Origin of the sequence: Oscillibacter ruminantium GH1, from assembly GCF_000307265.1 — a bacterium.
Lineage (GTDB): Bacteria > Bacillota > Clostridia > Oscillospirales > Oscillospiraceae > Oscillibacter > Oscillibacter ruminantium.
Genome location: NZ_DF158900.1, coordinates 87,823 through 107,004, shown reverse-complemented (window position 1 = coordinate 107,004; position 19,182 = coordinate 87,823). Strand labels below are relative to the sequence as shown.

The window sequence follows — 19,182 nt, the reverse complement described above, 5'->3', positions numbered from 1 at the left end:
AGGCGGCCGTCTTTGACGGTCGCCTCGTTCCATTCAAAATCATGTTTTTCCGTGGATCTTCATCCCGCATTTGGGGCAGGTAATCTCCACGCTGCCCTTGCCCACCGGCACGCGGCAGATGGTCTTGCAGCCCTTGCAGGTGAAATACTTGTGATCCTTGTCGGCGTGGCGCTCCTTGGCGCCGCGGCGGCCGCTTTGGAATTTCCAGCGCATCTGCACCCAGCGGCTGTTCTCCTCTCTGCGCTTATAGAGGTTTTTGGAAAACATCCGAAAGATCGCCAGAACCCACAACACCATGGCCGCCCAGTACAGCACCGCTGCCGCCACCGCCGCGCGCCGCTGCAGGAACATAGAAACGATGTCCAGAATCAGGCAGGCCCATATCGTTGCCATCCCCAGCTGATCCACGCCGTTGCGCCCATACATCAGACGGGCAAATCCGTTTTTTAATTTTTGCATAAACCCCATAGAGGAAGGCTCCTTTTTGAAAAAACATATCCCATTTGGGATTTGAGACATATTTTACTCGCAATTTTCATTCCCCACAACCATTTCTGCTCGGAATTTACAAATTGGTCATTTCTTTCTGCTTTTCGGGGACGGACATTTCAAGGGCGGCGGCATTATTTCCCCAGAGACGACCGGAATTTACAATTAGATATTTATTTCTTTTGCATACAATGGTATAATGTCTTTTGTTCAAAAATAAAAAAGGGAGTGTATCATCCATGGCAAAGAAACAATTCAAAGCGGAATCCAAGCGGCTGTTGGATCTGATGGTGAACTCCATCTACACCCATCACGAGATCTTCCTCCGGGAGATCGTCTCCAACGCCAGCGACGCATGTGACAAGCTGTGCTACAAGGCGCTGACCGACGAGAGCGTGGGCCTTGGCCGCAAGGATTTTAAAATTGAGATTCGCGCGGACAAGGACGCGCGGCTGCTCACCGTCTCTGATAACGGCGTGGGTATGGACAAGGAGGACCTTGAGCGCAATCTGGGCGTGATTGCCTCCTCCGGTTCCTTCCAGTTCAAGCAGGAGGTTGGAGACGACGCAAAGGACACCGATGTCATCGGTCAGTTTGGCGTGGGCTTCTATTCCGCGTTCATGGTTGCCGACCACATTACAGTGGTTACAAAGAAGTACGGATGCGACACGGCGTACATGTGGCAGTCCTCCGGCGCGGACGGATACACGGTTACAGAATGCGAAAAGGACGCCGTCGGCACCGATATCATCATGCACATCCGCCCCGACACGGACGACGAGAAATACAGCGAATTTTTGGAAGGCTGGCGCATTCAGGAACTGGTGCGCAAATACTCCGACTATATCCGCTTCCCCATCCGCATGGAGGTCAGCAAGACCCGCAAGAAGGAAGACTCTCCCGACGACAAGCCGGAGTATGAGACTTACAGCGAGGTGGAAACGCTGAACTCCATGGTTCCCATCTGGCAGCGCCAGAAGTCCAAGGTGAAAAAAGAGGAATACGACAAATTCTACCGGGATAAATTCAGCGACTACGCAGACCCGCAGCGGGTGATCGCGGTGTCCGCCGAGGGTACTGTGACCTACAAGGCGCTTTTGTTCATCCCCTCTCAGCAGCCCTTTAATTACTACTCCAAGGATTTTGAGGCAGGTTTGCAGCTCTATTCCAACGGCGTGCTCATCATGGACAAGTGTGCCGACCTCCTGCCGGAACACTTCCGGTTCGTCCGCGGTGTGGTGGACTCCCCCGATCTGAGCCTGAATATCTCCCGGGAGCTTTTGCAGCATGACCGGCAGCTAAAGGTCATTGCCTCCAATCTGGACAAAAAGATTCGCGCCGACCTCGCCAAGATGATGAAGGACGAGCCGGAGGATTATGCAAAGTTCTGGAAGAACTTCGGCCGTCAGCTGAAATACGGGGTGGTAGCCGACTTCGGCACCCACAAGGCAGATTTGCAGGACCTGTTGCTGTTCTATTCCTCCACAGAGAAAAAGCCCGTGTCGCTGGCGGACTACCTCTCCCGGATGAAAGAGGGACAGGAGAGCATTTACTACGCCGCCGGCGAGACGGTGGAGTCCATCGACCGCCTGCCCCAGCTGGAGGGGCTGAAAGACGCGGGAACAGAAATTCTTTACTTCACGGAGGACGTGGACGAGTTTACGGCCCAGACCCTCATGACCTATCAGGAGAAGAAATTCCTCTCCGCCCTGTCCGGCGACGCCGCCCCCGCTGAGGACGGGGAAAAGAAGCAGGAGGAAAGCGGAGAAGACGATCACAAGGCTGTTTTTGACTTTGTGAAGGAGGCACTTGGTGATCAGGTGAAAGAAGTCAAGGCCTCTAAAATCCTGAAATCCCATCCCGTCTGCCTCACCGCCGGAGCAGGCCTGAGCTTTGAGATGGAGAAGTATTTTGCCGCCGTCCAGCCGGAGCAGGCGCTGAAAGCAGACCGCATTCTGGAGCTGAACACGGCGCACCCCGTGTTTGCTGCGCTGGAAAGGGCCGTGACGGACGACCCAGAGAAGGCGAAGAAATATGCCACCCTCCTCTTTGATCAGGGATTGCTGATCGCGGGTCTGCCGCTGGAGGATCCCTCCGGCTATACCGATCTGGTGTGTGAACTGCTGGTCTGATTCCCCCTAAAAGCACATTTGATCTGCCGGAAAGGTCTCAAAGATCTTTCCGGCAGATCTTTTCAGCTTCGTTTAACGCGAGTTTTTTCGTCGGCGGCAGGATTTTTTTGTTTCGGCAAAGCACACACGCAGCTTGCGCTCCGGCATGTCATCAAAGGGTCTTTTTGTGCATAGACCGGAGTATGCAGACCAAGGCGCATCCGCGCCGGAGGAGGAAACGATATGAAGGCCGTATTTCTGGGCGCTGTGCCGAAAAAAACCACACTGGATGAGGACACGGCGAACCCCTGCTGCCGATTTCAGATCAACGGGGTCCTGTATCGCCTGCCCGTCTCTGCCGCCCGAGACTTTGCACTGCTGAACTGTTTGCAGATCGGCAGGACCTATGAAATTAGAATTCTAAACGGACTTGTGTCGGCCGTCTGCCCCTGCGATGCGCTGCCCCCCGCCCCAGCCCCGTTCAGCGGCTATGTTCCCGGTCTGCGGACGCTGAAAAACCTGCTGGCCACTGCCATGACCCCGCTGGGACAGGCGCTGTATGTCTACGGCGGCGGCTGGAACTGGCAGGATACCGGAGCAGGGCCGCAGGCCGTCTCCATCGGCCTTGCGCCGGAGTGGTTCGCGTTCTTCCAAGCACAGGTCCTCCGCTATTCCTATCGGGACTTTTACCCCGCCTACGGGCGGAATTCCTACTACTTTGCGGGGCTGGACTGCTCCGGATATCTGGGCTGGGCGGTGTACAACACGCTCCACGAAGCCAGCTGCCTTCCCGGCTATGTCGGCCCCGCTCAGGAGATGGCCCGTGACTTTGCCCGCCGGGGCTGGGGCCGGTTGACGGAAGATGCAGGCAGTTTCTGCCCCGGGGATGTATGCAGCATCACAGGCCATGTCTGGCTGTGTGTGGGAACCTGCGGCGACGGCAGTATTCTGCTGGCCCACTCCACACCCACGGAAAGCCGCCTCGACTGTCCCGGCGGCGGCGTGCAGCTCAGCGCCCTGTCTCCGTCCGATTCAGACAGCTGCGCGGCGCTGGCGTTGGCAGAGTCCGTCATGAAGCGGCACTGTCCCGTCTGGTACCGGCGATATGCGCCGGTGCGAAAGCCCTATGCCGTGTATACGGATTTTTCCGGCGGCGTGTTCCGCTGGGCGTTTGAAGATGGCGGTGTTCTCACGGACCCGGACGACTTTGCGGCGCTTGGTGCAGAGGAAATTGTGACGCGGTTGTTTAGCAGCTTGTAAGCGATCCGTTTCAGCCGCGCGGCACACTCCGCAATCGTCTCTTTCTTAGCCAAAAAGGCCCCGTCTCTCTTCCGTGAGGAAGAGAGACGGGGCCTTTTGTCACATGGACCGAAATACGTCCTTGTTCTTCATGAAATACTCCACGCCGGAGTACAGCGTGGTCAACACAATCACCCACACGCACACGGTGTTCAGCACCGCGGGAATGGGCAGGAACATCAGCACCACGCAAACCATGGTGGCGGCGGTTTTCACCTTGCCGGACCAGCCGGCGGCAATGACCCTTCCCGCATCGGACGCCAGCATCCGCAGTCCGCTCACCGCGAACTCCCGGCAGATGACGATCAGCAGCGCCCAAGCGGGCATCAGCCCGATTTCCACAAACCAGAGCATGGCGGCGGTCACCAGCATTTTGTCCGCCAGCGGGTCCGCGAACTTTCCAAAGTCTGTCACCAGATTTCGCGCCCGGGCAATCTTTCCGTCCAGCAGATCGGTGAGGCTGGCAAGAATAAAAATCACCAGCGCCACGTAATTCGCGCCGGGAAACCCCCAGTACAGCACAACCATGAATACCGGAATCAGCAAAATCCGCAGGACCGTCAGCTTATTGGGTAAATTCATGGGGCCTCACTCCTTTTCTCCGGTCAGCTCGCCGTCCATCGTGCCGGTAAGGCGGACGTTGACAAAGGTACCCGGCTGAGCCTCATCCCCGGAAAACCAGATGCGTCCGTCGATGTCCGGAGACTCCGAATAGCTCCGCCCATAGTAAAGCTGCGCCTGCGTGTCAAAGCCCTCGCACAACACCTCGCGCACAGTACCCAGCACGGATTCGTTGTACCCATCGATCACGTCGGACTGCACGTCCACCAAAAGCTCCGCCCGGCGCTGGGCTTCCTCCGTGTCCACATGGTCCATTTTCGCGGCCAGCGTTCCCTCCTCCGGAGAAAACGGGAACACGCCCGCCCGCTCAATTTTCGTCTCCCGCAAAAAGGCGCACAGTTCCTCAAACGCCGCGTCATCCTCCAGCGGCAGTCCCGCAATGATGCTGGTGCGCAGCACCAGACCGGGAATCTTCTCCCGCAGCTTTTTCAGCAGCGTCAGTAGCTCCGCCTTGGTATCCCGGCGATTCATTGCCTTTAGAATCGCGTCGTTGCAGTGCTGGATGGGCAGGTCAATATACTTCAAAATCTTCGGCTCCGCGGCCACGGTATCAATCAACTCGTCGGTGATTTCGTCGGGGTAAAGATAATGGAGCCGAATCCAGTGGAAGTCCAACTTACACAGCTCACGAAGCAGGTGGGCCAGTTCGTGCTTTCCCGTCAGATCCGTTCCGTACCGGGTGATATCCTGCGCAATGACGATCAGTTCCTTCACGCCCCGGTCCGCAAGGTCCCGTGCCTCTTCCAACAGATGCTCCATGGGGCGGCTGCGGTACTTGCCCCGCAGGGATGGGATCACACAATAGGCGCAGTGATTGTCGCAGCCCTCCGCAATGCGGAGATATGCATACCATGGCGGGGTGGAAAGCACCCGGTCCCCTTCCTGCTCGGCCGTGTGAATGCTGCCAAAGCGGCAGGGCCGTTCACCGGCCATCACCGCGTCCACGGCGGCGGAAATGTCGCCGTAACTGCCGGTGCCAAGAATTCCGTCCACCTCCGGCAGCTCTCCCAGTACATCTTCTTTGTACCGCTGGGCCATACAGCCGGTGACCAGAATCTTTTTCAGCTTTCCAGCCTTTTTCAGCTCCGCCATCTGCAAAATGTTGTCAATAGCCTCTTCACAGGCGGAGGCCAAAAACCCGCAGGTGTTCACCACCGCCACATCCGCCCCGCTGGGGTCGGCGGCGACAGAGTGTCCCCCCGCCGCGACGGCGGCCATCATCTGTTCGCAGTTCACCTGATTTTTTGCGCAGCCCAGAGAGATAAACGCAACACTGTAACTCAAAATACTTCCTCCAATGCTTTGGTTTTCATTTTTTAGACCGTGCCCGAACAGGACTTTTCTTCGGCAAAGCCGCTTCACGGCGCCTTGGCAGCAGTTTTAATGCGTTTTGGGAGAAGGGGCTCAGTCCTCTTCTCCCAGCGCCTCCCACCGGGCAAGTCCCTCTTTCACGTCGCCCCAGCCAAAGCCCCGGCGGGCCAGCGCGTCGGCGGCGCGTTTGCGCTCCCGCTCATCCGGCGGGCCCTTGCGAAAGCGGTCCCGGAGATATTGCTCGATCAGCTCCGCCGGGTCCGGGGCGGCAGCCATGGCGTCCTCCCACAGTTCCCGGTTCACGCCGTGTTTATACAGCTCGCTGCGATACCGTCCGGGGCCATAGCCCAGCTGCGCACAGTGGCGCACCAACAGCGCGGCATACTCTCCGTCATCAAGCGCGCCGATGGCCTCCAGCCACTCGGCGGCGTACCGTGCTTCCGCCTGAGAAGCGCCTTTTTCCGTCAGCTTCTTCTCCAAATCCCGGCGGGACATGGCCCGCCGCCCGATCAGAGCCGCGGCTTTCGCCTTCGTATCAGAGGTTCCAGCGGCATTTTTCAGCCGTTCCAGCGTCTCTCCGTCCAGTTCATCCCCGCTGCGAAGGCCAAAATCCAGCAGTTCCTGCTCCGTGACCTTAAGAAGGGTTCCATCCTCTAAAAACACCAAGACTCGGCCGTTAATATGCTTTGACCGCTCCAGATGGTCAATTTTCATCGTTGAAATCGTCGGCGTCCACATCCACGGCCCGGCCCGCGGCCTTTGCGGCCACGCGGGACTGTCCGGTCAGCAGTTTGTCAAAATTCTTGCGGATGTCCGCATCCAGCTGCTCCGTCACCTCGGGATTTTCCTGCAAATACTTTTTCGCGGCGTCCCGGCCCTGCCCGATGCGCGTCTCGCCCATAGAGAACCAAGATCCGGACTTTTGCAGCAAATCCAGCTTCACACCCAGATCCACCAGCTCGCCATACCGCGAGATGCCCTCGCCATACATGATGTCAAACTCGGCCTCCCGGAACGGAGGGGCCATCTTGTTTTTCACCACTTTGGCCCGGGTGCGGTTGCCGATCAGCTCCGTCCCGTTTTTCAGTGCTTCGATGCGGCGCACGTCGATGCGAACAGAGGCATAGAACTTCAGCGCACGGCCGCCGGTGGTGACTTCCGGGTTGCCGTACATCACGCCCACCTTTTCGCGCAGCTGGTTGATGAAAATAACAATGCAGTTGGTCTTGCCGATGGCGCCGGTGAGCTTGCGCAGGGCCTGGCTCATCAGCCGGGCCTGTAAACCCACGTAGCTGTCGCCCATGTCGCCCTCGATCTCCGCCCGGGGAACCAGCGCGGCCACGCTGTCCACCACCACCACATCCAAAGCGCCGGAACGCACCAGCGCCTCGGTGATCTCCAACGCCTGTTCACCAGTGTCCGGCTGGGAGATCAGCATGTTTTCAATGTCCACGCCCAACGCCCGGGCATAAGTCGGGTCCAGCGCGTGCTCCGCGTCCACAAAGGCCACCTCGCCGCCCTTTTTCTGGGCCTGCGCCACTACATGGAGCGCCAGCGTGGTCTTGCCGGAGGATTCCGGCCCATAGATCTCGACAATACGGCCCTTGGGAAGGCCACCGATCCCCAGCGCCAGATCCAGCGACAACGACCCGGTGGGAATGGTGTCGATCTCCAGATTCGCCCGGTCACCCAGCCGCATGATAGAACCCTTGCCATATGCCTTTTCAATTTGGGAAATGGCGGTTTTAATGGCCAGATCCTTGTCGGATGCCGGCTCCGCCTTCTTGTCCGGCAGCGAGGACGCCGCCGCTTTATCTCTTGCCATGCTTTCTTCCTCCTTGTTTTTCAGGCAGCCGTCTCTGCCCGGACCAGAAATTCAGTGTGTATCTCATCCGATCCCATCGGTTTTTAGGGTAACACCGCACAGAGATTGCGTGCAGATTGCGCAGTCAGATTTTTCGTCAGATCGTATCGGAATTTTGCCGCCATATTGACGTATGGCAAAAAACTTCTGTGCAAGATGGCGGAAAATATCCAAGAAAGCTGTGCGCAAAGCCGCTAGGCGTTCTTTGTGCGGTGTTGCCTGAAATGTACGTTCCTTCTCCGCCTGCACTGCCCGAAGCTCAAACCTCGGCGCACAGCGTTCCAAACACGACACGGGGAATGTCGTGGGTGTCCTTCACCACTTGGATATCTCCAAAGCCCGCCGCGCGCATGATCCGCAGCGCACTGTCCGCCTGACCGATTCCCACCTCGAAATACAGCCGTCCGCCGGGTGACAGCGCCTCCCGCCACTTCTGCACGATATCGCGGTAAAAATCCAGCCCGTCTTCTCCCCCGTCCAGCGCCAGATGCGGCTCGTAATCCCGCACTGCCGGTTCCAGACCCGGAATGTCTCCGGCGGGAATATAGGGCGGATTGGACACGATGCACTGGAACTCTCCCAGCGCTACCGAGGGCTTTTGCCGCGCGTCGATCTGCAAGGAGATTACACGCCCGGAAAGGCCGCAGCGCCGGATGTTCTGGCGGCAGATTTTCAGCGCCGCCTCGCTCAGTTCGCCCAGTACCACCCGGGATTGCTGGGTTTGGCTGGCAATGGCAAGGCCCACGCAGCCGCTCCCCGCGCACAGGTCCAACACCCGGCACTCGCCCACCGATCTGCAAAAGTCGATGGCCTGAGCAACCAGCACCTCAGTGTCGGCCCGGGGGATCAGCACATCCGAAGAAATGTCCAGCGGCAGTCCGAAAAATTCCCACTCGCCGATCAGATACGCCACCGGTTCTCCTGCCAGACGCCGCTTCAGCAGATCGTACGTCCGCTCCTCCAACTCCGGCGAGGCATACAGCGCTCCGTCCCGGACCAGTTCTTCCCGGCTCTTGCCGGTGGCAAAGCACACAAGCTCCCGTGCCTCCAGCGTTGCCATCTCCACCCCCGCGGCTTTCAAGCCGGCCCGGAGGTCCATATACAAATTATTATAGGTCGTGCTCACTTGAAATTCTCCCTTTTCAAAACACACACCCTTACCAGGCGTCCTGTCCCTTTTTATCCGGCAGAACAAGCTCCAGCGACCGAATCGCGCACTCGATCATGGAATCGTCCGGCTCGTTGGTTGTGAAATTCTGCATCCACATACCGGGCGCGGTCAGCGCGCGGGCAAGACCGGAGCTGCTGCGCCCCACCCAGCGGTTAAATTCATAGGTAATTCCCACCACCAGCGGCAGCAGCAATAGGTGCACCAGCGTCCGAAGCCATACGTTTGTAATGGGCCACACACCAAACACGGCGGAGGAGATCAGAATTGACACAAAGATCACCACAAACAAAAAGCTGGTTCCGCAGCGGGGATGGTGCCGGGGCTGGATGCGCACGTTTTCCACCGTCAGCGGCAGACCCGCCTCGTAGCAGAAAATGGTCTTGTGTTCCGCGCCATGGTACTGAAATACCCGGTAGATGTCCTTCATTTTGGAGCAGGCAATCAGATAAATCATAAAGATCACGATCTTCAAAATACCTTCCACCACGTTTCGTCCCCACAGGGGGAAACCCGGGAAAAAGTGAAGAATTCCACCGGTAATAAACGTGGGCAGCACCAGAAACAGCAGCACCGACATGCCCACACCCAAAAAGGTGGCAAACGCGATCAGCGCCCCCTCCAGCTTTTTGCTGGAGAGATGCTTTTCCAGCCACAGGTCGAATTTAGACGGCTGCGCCGCCTCGTCCTCGGGATAGAAATCCGCCGAATACATCAGGGCCTTCACGCCCTTAATCATGGAATCCAGAAAGTTCACGGTGCCCCGCACCAGCGGCCACCCCAGAGCGGGATGACGCTCTTTGATGAGATGAAGCTCCTCCACCTTTTCCACCAAATTTCCGTCCTGATCCCGCACGACGATGGCCTGCTTTTCCGGTCCGCGCATCAAAATGCCCTCGATCAGCGCCTGCCCGCCGATGCTGGTGCGGAAGGCGCAGGAATTGTTATCTGCCATGTGTGTCCCTTTCTATGTTTTTTAGAATAGCACAGATTTTTTATAAATGCAACATTTGTTCTACACAATTGTACGGTCTAAAGGTTCCCGCCGATTCCTCCGCACAGCGCAAACGCCCACGCGCCGACCGCCATGGGACGGCACGGCGCGAAGGCGGTTTTTTAATTTCCCATGGGCAGGCGGATGGTGACCACCGAACCGCCGCCTTCGGCGTTGGCAATGTCAAATTTTCCGTTGTGCAGCGTGACAATTTCATCGCAAACGGCAAGGCCGATGCCGCTGCCCCGGGCCTTAGAGGAACCCTTGTAAAATTTCTGCTTTACAAAGGGCAGCTCCGCCTCCGGGATGCCGGGGCCAAAGTCCCGCACTCGCACCACTTCGTATGCATTCTCCATGGTGACGGAGGCGGCGATGCGCTTACCGGAGCCGCCATGCTTGGCAGCGTTGTCCAACACATTGCAAAAAACCTGCTTAAGCCGCTCCGGATCTGCGGAGATAGGGGGAAGCTCCTCATCGTCGGTGTCGTATTCCAATTCAATCCCCTCCTGACGAAACAGTTCCCGATAGGTGAAGATGGCGTCTTCAAATTCGCTTTGCAGGTCCACATCCGGCTCCACCCGCAGCGTAAAGCGCCCGTCCTCCATCTTGGAAAACTCCAACAGCTCCTCCACCATGGTGGAAAGCCGCCGGGCCTCTCGCAAAATAATGCGAATGCCCTTTTTCATCTGCTCCGGCTCGTTGGAGGGGTCGGCCAAAATCGTCTCGCCCCAGCCATTGATGGCTGTAAGCGGCGTGCGCAGCTCGTGGGAGACGGAGGAGATAAACTCCGTCTTCATCTTTTCGTTTTGTCCGATTTTCAGGGACATATCATTGATGTTATCCACCAGCCCTGCCAACTCGTCCGTATATCGGTTTTCAATTTGGATGCCGTAGCCTCCGCCGGAAATGCGTTTTGCCGCGTCGGACACCACCGCCACCGGCTCCACCACCCGGTTGATGAACAAGAGGTTCGAGATCACTACCATGGCCATGCAGGCGGCCGCGATTAAAAACACCGCCAGCACCGCCAGCATCACCTGCCGGTCCACGGTGCGCAGCGCCGTCACCAGCCGCATCACGCCCACCACACGCTCATTGAACATCAGCGGGTAGGCCACGGACAGAATGCTCTCTCCCGTGGCGGGGTCCTTTCCCTGAAAAACCGCCTTTTCCCCCGTGGAAACCGCATCTGTGATATCGGTGGTCCGAGGCGAGGTACCCACGGTGAGTCCGTAGCTGGACGCCTGAATGCGGCCGCTGGGGCTAATAAATTGCAGCTCGATGCGGTCTTTGTCGTCAAAGGAATCCGTGTAATACACCGCCATCTGATAGTATTCGGTGTAGCTGTTCATGAAATAGCTGTTGAAGGAGTCCGCAGCGTCCTGCACCCGAATCTCCAGCCCCCGCTGCATTCCACTGTAATAATAGCTGGCAACACCGGCGGAAAACAGCGTCACGATCAGCACCAGCAGAACGAACACCGGCATGATGGTATTGATAATCCATCTCTGGCGCAGTCCGCTGATGCGCAGATATCTTTTTTGTTTTTTCCCGCCTTTTTTCGGCATTGCTTTTCGTCCTCTTTTTCCTGTATTCCCGCCGCGGGCTTAAAGGCCCCACTTGTATCCGTATCCCCAGACCGTGGTGATAAAAGAGGGATTGGTTACATCGTCCTCGATTTTCAGACGGAGCCGCCGGATGTTCACATCCACGATCTTCAGCTCCGCAAAATAGTCCCGGCCCCAGACCGTATCCAAGATTTCCTCCCGGCTCAGGGCCTTTCCCGGATTCTCCATGAACATCTTCACGATGGAGTATTCCACCTGCGTCAGCTTCACCCGTCGGCCGTTTTTTTCCAGCGTCCGGTTGCGGGTATTCAGCAGGAACGGGGGCTGGTTCAGTTCTCCGGCCGGAGCAGGCTCCTCTCCCCCGGCCCGGCGGAACAGCGCGTCTACCCGCGCGGTCAGTTCCGCGGGAGAAAAGGGCTTGGTCACATAGTCGTCCGCTCCGGTCATCAGCCCCGTCACCTTGTCCATCTCCTGAGAGCGGGCGGTGAGCATAATGATGCCGATCTTCGTATTGGTGGCCCGGATGCGGCGGCAGACCTCAAAGCCGTCGATCCCCGGCAGCATGATGTCCAGCAGCGCCACCCGCGTATCCGGATTGTCCTTTAAGCACTCCAGCGCATTCTCCCCGGTCTCCGCCTCAATCACGTCGTATCCTGCCCGGCGCAGATTGATCACGATAAAACTGCGAATACTGGACTCGTCCTCCAGCACCAAAACCTTTTTCATGAGCACTTCCGTCCTTTCTCTGCGGTTTAGTTGTCGCCCGCCAGCCACTCCGCCGTAATCAGGCTGAAGGCTCCGCGCAGCTGATCCTCGGTAATGCCCAGCGTCCACGAATTGTTGGCCGCCAGCAGCTCCGCGGAATAAATTGTCTCCGCCCTGCGGCTAAGGATAAATCGCCCCCCCCGCACGGCCTTAATTTCCCGGCTGTCGCCGGTGATAGCGCTGATTTTCATAAACTCCTGAAATTCGGCGCCATTTCGGAAGAAGAAGGTCACCGTTGTCTCCTCGGGGCCGACCTCCCGCCGCACCAGCACCTGATCCCGCCAGCTCTCCGGCAGCACCAGATACCAGCCGTCATCCACATTGTGGTAGGTGGACTGCACCCGGGTGGACGCGCCCGATGCGTCATAGCCGAACCACTCGATGCGGTAATAGCTCTGCGCCTCGTCCGATCCGGCCAGCAGTACCGGAACCGGCACCTCCGTTATTTTGTCGCCGTTGATATCCATGGGATACAGCGACAAAAACCGTGCCACCTCCGTGGATGCGCCGGTGATGTTGGACAGGACAATGTTGTTCAGTTCCCCGTTTCGAGAGATCAGAATATCCGTGATCTCCGTGCTGGAATCCACCACGCCCACCACGAACAGGGCCGGTATTCCGCCCTGAACAGCGCCGGTCACAACTCGTCCGAGGTTACTCAACTCCGCCATGGTTACGGAAATTTTGGAAGAGGATTTCAGCGTCATCGTTCCATCCTGCCAGATATACATATCCGCAAGGCCCATTCCCTCCGTGTCGGCGCGGAAAGTCACCAGCTCATTGAGGCCGTCGCTATCCAGATCGGTCAGGACGTATTTCACGTAGGTCGTGCGTAAAATTTCCTCAGGCTGGCCGTTTTCCAGCGTATAGATGGAAAGCGCCTGCATTTCGGACGCGGTTTTCCAGCCCACCACCAGCTCTGTGCGGCCATCGCCGTTCAGATCGCTGTAAACAACGCTGAAGATGGCGCTCCCGCTGCCCTCGATCACCGCGGACTGCTGATAGCTGCCGCTCTCCGCGCTGAAAATATAAATTTTCAGTGGTTTTTCTTCCGTGGGTTTGCGCATAAATGCCAAAGCTTCTTCCTGTCCGTCCCCATCCAGATCCACCAACTGCACCGGCTGGATATTCGACCCGGACGACGGCGCTGCATACTCCGCGCCCTCCTCGATCAGGGCGGTGATGCTGGCCTCCAGATCCTGATACTCGCTGGGCAGGCTGGGCAGGCAGTAAAGGTCCTCCACTGTGCCCAGCCTCAGTCCGGTGCAGCCGCTTAAAAAGAGGCACAGAGCGGACAAAAGGATCAGGGCGGTTCCCCGCCCCAGCTTCTTTTTCAACGCATCCGCCCCTCCTTCCTCTCCCCATAGATACCGGGATTTTATCATTTCAATTATAGCAGTATACCATAATTTCTTTTCGTTTGGTAGTGTTTCTTTGCGTTTCCCAGTCCAATTTACCGACTGTTCATGTTTTCACAGGGTACCCGTCACATTCCCAAGATTTTTGCAAAATTTCGCTTTACATTTTTAAAAATCATGCTATAATATCATTTGTCTCTGAGTTCCGTAGGATTCGTTTTCGTCCCGCGCTTTTCATTTTTCCTCAAAGGCTCAGTTTCATCAGATTCCGCGCGGCATGTTTCAAGCAGCAGTTGCCTATCATATGGGGGCGTAGCTCAGCTGGGAGAGCACGCGGTACGGTTTTAGCCACTTTCATGTAACTCACTTGGTAGCCACTCGGTTCACATCACTAAAATTGGAAATATTTGGGGGCGTAGCTCAGCTGGGAGAGCACGCGGTACGGTTTCAGCAACACTCATGTAACTCACTTGGCAACCACTCGGTTCGCATCAGTAAAATTGGAAATATTTGGGGGCGTAGCTCAGCTGGGAGAGCACGCGGTACGGTTTCAGCAACACTCATGTAACTCACTTGGCAACCACTTGATTCGCATCAGTAAAAATGGAAATATTTGGGGGCGTAGCTCAGCTGGGAGAGCGTACGGTTCGCATCCGTAAGGTCGAGAGTTCGATCCTCTTCGTCTCCACCAAGTTCGGGAAAAGCTATTAAAAGTGGCTTTTCCTGAACTTTTTTATGCGGTGCGTGACTCAGGTGCCTGCATTTTCTCTTGCCCGGAATGATCGGCACGATAGCTCTGTAATTCTTCAAAGGACACGTTGAAATCCACCTCAATATTGTAATCTCTGCCGACGCGAACAGCCTTGATGAACTGCGATACTATCATTTTCTTTGCTTCGAAGGAGCTTTTGTCGTACAGGTCCGCCCAGCTTAACAGTTGGTCGTACTCGCGCTTCAATCCCTCCGAGGTTTCAAGTAACTCCTGCAACTCCGCCTCTGCCGTGTTTACACTCGTCTGAGCCTCTTGAATTTTTAATTCTGATTCGGCTACCAACGTATTCAGCAGGTCGCTACTCAGCTTGCTCTGGCCTCGAATGACTTTTAGGGTTTCACCTTTATAATCGTCAAGCTCCTTCTGCTTGTCCAGCAGATGCTTCTTTGCCATCTCGCATTTTGAGTTTGCCAGTTCAATATCTTTTTCATGCTGGCTGGAGAGAATTTCAGATTCCGATGCCGCAGTGATCTCGGAAAACTTCATGCGGACGAGCTGATCGACAATACCGTCCACTTTCTTTACAGAATAGCCGGATTGGCCGTCGCATTCTCCGGGATGCCGAACATTGTAATGGCATTGGTATCGCATACGGACTTCTTTCTGAATGGTGCCGTCAGGCATTTTTTTATTTCTCCCGCTGGTAGTGAGGGTCAGCCGGTTTCCGCAGTGAGCACAGTAGATGTTTCCCACCAGCAGCGACTTCCCTTTACAGTTAAGCGGAATAGAGCTATGTGGCTGGGTTCTCTGCCGCATGATCTCCTGTGCCTGGGCAAACACGTTGTCGTCGATGATCCGAAGTTCCTCAATGTACTGCGATTGACTGTCGCCGTTTTTGATGATGCCGGTGTACAGCACATTTTTTATCATGCGGTTCAGGCTGGTATTGGGAAAGCCCTTTCCGTCTCTGCTTTTTATCCCGTTGTCATGCAGAAAACGGCACAGCCGCTGCGCCCCGTACCCTTCGTCCACATATTTATGAAAGATCAGTTGAATGATCTCAGCCTCATTTTCATCGACGGCTAAGTCAAAAACCTCACGATTGCGCTTGTTGATGCGGCCTTTTTTCTCCAGCTTGTATCCGAAAGGTATGGAGCCACCGGTATACAACCCTTCTTCGGTAAGCTGGCTCAGCCTCGTTTTGACACGTACGGAGGTTTTTAGGCTTTCCCCGGAGGCCTGCCAATAGCGGATGTAGTTCATCAGCTTGTCAACGTGGGAATCAAACCGCTGCTGTCCTTCCATCGCGCTCCAGACCTCAATACCGTTTTTTACGAACCACTCCACGACAAAGGGCGTTTCATCATCACGGCGTCCGAGGCGGTCAAACATAAATACAAGCAGAATATCAAACTTCCCGGCAACAGCGTCCTGCTGGATATGCTGAATAGCATCTCGATCTTTCGCGGACACCTTGAATCCGGATATACCCTTTTCGGAAAACTCTTTAATAATGGTCCAACCCTGCGTTTCCGCAAATTCGCGGCAGCACTGTTTTTGCATGGGAATGTCGTCTTTTTCCACCTGTCCCAAAGTAGATACGCGGTAAAGGCAATACACACGTTTGTGGGGAGCATTGCTATTTATTAGTTTATCCATATACATTACCTCGCTTTAGATATTTGAAAGATGATGTATATGGCTCGTTTCCGTTTCAATATTCGGTTGTCAAGGAGCAGTGTACATCACCATTATTGCACTTGGTATGAGTACATGCAAACTTGCCGTACGGCTTATTTGGTTTGGCAGGCGGCAAGCAAAGATTTTTGAATATTGTCGAGGACATTTTCTTTCCTCTTTTCAGATGGGAGATAATTGACTTTTACGCGGCATCCCTCTATCATCAATACCTGGGTTCTGCCATCGGTCTGCTGATTCATCAGAGAAGTAGGCTCTAGTATTTTTTGTTCCATAGATGGATGCTCCTTTCTGTTCAATGATAAGGGATATCAGCCGCGTCGTTTCCTTTGGGTCATCGTTGCACATAGCGCAAAACGGCGCGGCTGTCCCTTTGTTTCGATTTGCTTTTATGTTTACAGACATTCCGGACGAACAGGCGGCGTACCTGTTACCATAGGAATTGCACCTTCCCCCATGCTGATGGCGGGCCGTTCTCATTGCCTGCGACGGTTTTATCACGCTCGGACTGTGACTGAACGGAAGTTTCATTACATACAGATGATTGCCACAGAGCCGCCCTGCGTCAGTTAGACGCTGCTCTGCCTGCGGCGCTGGTGTTCTTCGCTCCCTTTCCGTTACGCTGAAATCCAATCACCCTCTCCTGCGTAAGGAAAGATCGTGGCGCACCCGCCGTCCGGCTCCCTGTATGCCGCTGCTTGCGGTATGTATCCGGCTTGTCCCTTATTCGATTTTCAAGGTTCAGCGAAGAATAAAAGCATATCCCTCATAAACCTTTTCATTTTTGGGGTCAAACGACAGGAGTTACATAGTCTTTTTCAAAATTTTCTCCAAGTTTTTTAGGCCCCTTGATATAGCATCCTTTACGGCATTTACCGCCACACCCTCGGCCCGTGCAATTTCAGCCTTGCTCATCCCCAAGAAGTAATAGGCATAGATGCGTTTGGCCTGCTTGTCCGGCAGGGCGGCAATAGCGGTGTGAAGCTGCTCGACCGTTACTTTTCGCTCGTAGATTTCACAGGGTGACAGGGACACAAACAGGATGTCATGCTCGATTCCGTCGCCGCGATCCAGAGAGTAATACGCCTTATGACGGTATTGCCGCAGATAGTATGCGGCTTCAGCGTGTTCGTAGGAATCCATAAGTGCCGCAACTTCGTCCGGCACCTCGATGATGCAGTTGTTGGTATAGAAATCGGGGTAGTATTTCCGTAGATCAATTTTCGCCATTCTGTATTCCTCCATTTCAATTTGTGTAAAATTTTTGAAATGGAGGAGATCGGCAATGTATGAAAAAGGTTTGTACAACCAATGAACAGAGAAAGTCTGTAATTTGCTTCTGGCAAATTACAGACTTTCTCTGTTCATCCCTTATTTTATATCTATATTTTTCATCATAAACGCTATAGAGCGCCTCTTTATTTCCGCCTCCAGTTTTTCACTTGAATCGCACCCCTTATATATACTCTGGAAGTTAATATGTTTTGCAAATAATACAGCCCCCTGCTCTTTTTAGGGCAGGGGGCTGTATTGTTTGTTGCTGCGGCAATTAGGCTATCACTTCAGAAAGTAGCCCTCGGTTTTGCGTTACCGCTTTTTAACAGCTTTGCCCTTTTACTTTTGATAAGTAAAACCATTTTTTAATTAAAGACAATTCAAAAGAAAATATGCAACATTGCACAAATAAGTAAGCAAAAATTTATTGATAATGTTGCAAATATACAATTCCGTTGTCTTTAATTTTGAAAGCAAAAAAATGAAGGGCACAGGATACGATACACCTACTACTAAATAGATACTGAAAAAGCAGGTATTGCGATCTGACTGCCGCAATACCTGCTTGCTGTTTTTGGGGAGGTGAAGATAATGCTGAAAAATTAATTTTTTCAGCTTTCTGCGTTTACAAAATTATGCATTCCAACTCTTTCGCATTTGAAAGGTGGAATGCACGATGCTGAATGATGTTATCAACAACTCACAAAGGGGCGATGGTAATGCTACCTTATCTCTTATCAATAAATTCAATCCTTTGCTTAAAAAGTATTCTCGTAAACTCTATTACGAAGACGCCTACAATGATCTGCTCATTGACTTTCTCGAATTATTGCATGATATGCAGACAGATAGCCTTCGGGACAGATGCGATGCTGTCACAGTGTCTTATATAGCTACGTCAATACATAATAGCTATGTCAGAAGGTTAGCATGGATTAAAAAAAGTCAAACAACACTACTATACTCAGAATTAAGTGAGCAGGAACTGTATGATATTGAATCTATCTATTCGACAACTGATAAATATTCAGAGTGCGATTTTTCAGCCTTCAAACAGCTTCTAACCGCATCTGAGTTATCAGTCATAACATCCATTTTTTTGAGGGGCTACACTACGACGGAGACGGCTCATTTATTGGGCATATCAAGACAAGCTATAAATCAGGCAAAACTGAGAGCGCTTAAAAAAATTAGAATTCTCTATTGGGACAAGCCTAAGGAGGTAAGATCTTGAATTCAATAACGGATTACTTTAAGACAGCTCTGGCTTTGCTTGGAGGTATGTTGGGCTGGTTCTTGGGAGGACTTGATTCTCTCTTCTATGCGCTAATTGCCTTTGTTGCGCTGGATTATATTACAGGTGTTCTAGTTGCAATTCATGACAAAAAAGTTTCGAGTGAAATAGGTTTCAAAGGCATATGCAAAAAGTTCTTGATTTTTATGATCGTGTCTATGGGAAATATTATTGATAAATACATATTAGGCTCCGGAAGTGCTCTGAAAACATTGCTTATTATGTTTTATCTATCAAACGAGGGAATTAGCATTTTGGAAAACATGAGTCTCATGGGCCTCCCTATCCCCCAAAAGCTAAAAGATGTTATTGTACAGCTTAGCAAAAAGGAATAAATTTGGATAGGATGTCTTCTGAATATTGTGTATAAGTGAGAGAACAGCCTATTCTCTCGTCAATCTGTTAAAGGGCCCGGTTTGCACTGTTGTGCAAACCGGGCCCTTTAACAGATTCGGGTGGCCAAGGTTATGAGCTTTTGCCACCCGACACTTATCCAGCGCTTTGAAAAAACTCTTTTAAATATTCTACTTCCAATGCCAGTTAATTCCGTAAGCCGTGGAGGTTTAGGCGGAATTAAAGGCTAATTCTGTAGAGGAGTCGTTGCCAGCACCGTCCGCATAATAGTGCCAATGGGGTCGCAGGGGACGGGCGCGTC

17 protein-coding genes, 1 tRNA gene and 1 riboswitch are annotated in these 19,182 nt (G+C 53.9%); of the genes, 5 read left to right on the top strand and 13 right to left on the bottom strand.

Going from position 1 to position 19,182, the window contains the following annotated elements:
• Positions 1-39: 39 nt before the first annotated feature.
• Positions 40-468 carry a hypothetical protein gene (locus ON16_RS12645; RefSeq protein ID WP_051131753.1) on the bottom strand — a complete coding sequence of 143 codons (429 nt, stop codon included), beginning with the start codon at positions 466-468 and terminating at the stop codon, positions 40-42.
• A gap of 260 nt (positions 469-728) precedes the next feature.
• Here ON16_RS12645 and htpG point away from each other — a divergent pair, with 260 nt between their 5' ends.
• Both htpG and ON16_RS12635 read left to right on the top strand, forming a co-directional pair.
• Positions 729-2,621, top strand: coding sequence for a molecular chaperone HtpG (gene htpG / locus ON16_RS12640; protein WP_040663280.1), 1,893 nt, complete (start codon positions 729-731; stop codon positions 2,619-2,621).
• A 222-nt stretch (positions 2,622-2,843) separates the two neighbouring features.
• Positions 2,844-3,860, top strand: a complete 1,017-nt coding sequence (locus ON16_RS12635) for a hypothetical protein (RefSeq protein ID WP_051131752.1) — start codon at positions 2,844-2,846, stop codon at positions 3,858-3,860.
• Positions 3,861-3,959: 99 nt separating this feature from the next.
• Here the strand turns inward: ON16_RS12635 and pgsA are convergent, their stop codons facing one another.
• From pgsA to ON16_RS12590, 9 genes are all read right to left on the bottom strand, one after another.
• On the bottom strand, positions 3,960-4,481 hold the full coding sequence (gene pgsA / locus ON16_RS12630; protein ID WP_040663277.1) for a CDP-diacylglycerol--glycerol-3-phosphate 3-phosphatidyltransferase: 522 nt from the start codon (positions 4,479-4,481) through the stop codon (positions 3,960-3,962).
• A gap of 6 nt (positions 4,482-4,487) precedes the next feature.
• A complete protein-coding gene (rimO, locus tag ON16_RS12625; protein WP_040663272.1) occupies positions 4,488-5,804 on the bottom strand; it encodes a 30S ribosomal protein S12 methylthiotransferase RimO in 1,317 nt (438 codons plus the stop codon).
• A gap of 120 nt (positions 5,805-5,924) precedes the next feature.
• Complete coding sequence (locus tag ON16_RS12620) at positions 5,925-6,545, bottom strand: regulatory protein RecX (RefSeq protein WP_040663270.1); 621 nt, start codon at positions 6,543-6,545, stop codon at positions 5,925-5,927.
• On the bottom strand, positions 6,535-7,656 hold the full coding sequence (recA, locus tag ON16_RS12615) for a recombinase RecA (RefSeq protein WP_081579702.1): 1,122 nt from the start codon (positions 7,654-7,656) through the stop codon (positions 6,535-6,537). The genes ON16_RS12620 and recA overlap by 11 nt, the downstream gene beginning before the upstream one ends.
• 298 nt (positions 7,657-7,954) lie before the next feature.
• A complete protein-coding gene (gene prmC / locus ON16_RS12610; RefSeq protein WP_040663267.1) occupies positions 7,955-8,821 on the bottom strand; it encodes a peptide chain release factor N(5)-glutamine methyltransferase in 867 nt (288 codons plus the stop codon).
• 31 nt (positions 8,822-8,852) lie between these two features.
• Positions 8,853-9,818 carry a DUF1385 domain-containing protein gene (locus ON16_RS12605; RefSeq protein WP_040663264.1) on the bottom strand — a complete coding sequence of 322 codons (966 nt, stop codon included), beginning with the start codon at positions 9,816-9,818 and terminating at the stop codon, positions 8,853-8,855.
• Between the two features lie 161 nt (positions 9,819-9,979).
• Positions 9,980-11,425, bottom strand: coding sequence for a sensor histidine kinase (locus ON16_RS12600; protein WP_040663262.1), 1,446 nt, complete (start codon positions 11,423-11,425; stop codon positions 9,980-9,982).
• 39 nt (positions 11,426-11,464) lie between these two features.
• On the bottom strand, positions 11,465-12,151 hold the full coding sequence (locus tag ON16_RS12595; protein ID WP_040663259.1) for a response regulator transcription factor: 687 nt from the start codon (positions 12,149-12,151) through the stop codon (positions 11,465-11,467).
• 26 nt (positions 12,152-12,177) lie between these two features.
• Positions 12,178-13,527, bottom strand: a complete 1,350-nt coding sequence (locus ON16_RS12590; RefSeq protein ID WP_040663256.1) for an FG-GAP repeat domain-containing protein — start codon at positions 13,525-13,527, stop codon at positions 12,178-12,180.
• Positions 13,528-14,163: 636 nt separating this feature from the next.
• On the opposite strand from ON16_RS12590, the gene ON16_RS12585 reads away from it, so the two are divergent.
• Positions 14,164-14,239 (top strand) — tRNA-Ala (locus ON16_RS12585).
• A 42-nt stretch (positions 14,240-14,281) separates the two neighbouring features.
• On the opposite strand, the gene ON16_RS12580 is transcribed toward ON16_RS12585, so the two are convergent.
• The 3 genes from ON16_RS12580 to ON16_RS12570 all read right to left on the bottom strand — a co-directional run bounded on the left by ON16_RS12580 (position 14,282) and on the right by ON16_RS12570 (position 17,188).
• On the bottom strand, positions 14,282-15,919 hold the full coding sequence (locus tag ON16_RS12580; protein WP_040663253.1) for a recombinase family protein: 1,638 nt from the start codon (positions 15,917-15,919) through the stop codon (positions 14,282-14,284).
• 134 nt (positions 15,920-16,053) lie between these two features.
• Positions 16,054-16,233 (bottom strand): hypothetical protein, encoded by a 180-nt coding sequence (locus ON16_RS12575; RefSeq protein WP_040663249.1) that lies wholly within the window; start codon positions 16,231-16,233, stop codon positions 16,054-16,056.
• A gap of 529 nt (positions 16,234-16,762) precedes the next feature.
• The gene (locus ON16_RS12570; RefSeq protein WP_040663246.1) at positions 16,763-17,188 is read right to left on the bottom strand and encodes an RNA polymerase sigma factor; all 426 of its coding nucleotides are present in this window, start codon (positions 17,186-17,188) and stop codon (positions 16,763-16,765) included.
• 311 nt (positions 17,189-17,499) lie between these two features.
• Positions 17,500-17,579, bottom strand: a riboswitch (cyclic di-GMP riboswitch).
• A 330-nt stretch (positions 17,580-17,909) separates the two neighbouring features.
• On the opposite strand from ON16_RS12570, the gene ON16_RS12565 reads away from it, so the two are divergent.
• Positions 17,910-18,467, top strand: coding sequence for a sigma-70 family RNA polymerase sigma factor (locus ON16_RS12565; RefSeq protein ID WP_040663243.1), 558 nt, complete (start codon positions 17,910-17,912; stop codon positions 18,465-18,467).
• Positions 18,464-18,862, top strand: coding sequence for a phage holin family protein (locus tag ON16_RS12560; protein WP_040663240.1), 399 nt, complete (start codon positions 18,464-18,466; stop codon positions 18,860-18,862). The genes ON16_RS12565 and ON16_RS12560 overlap by 4 nt, the downstream gene beginning before the upstream one ends.
• The last annotated feature ends 320 nt before the right edge of the window (positions 18,863-19,182 follow it).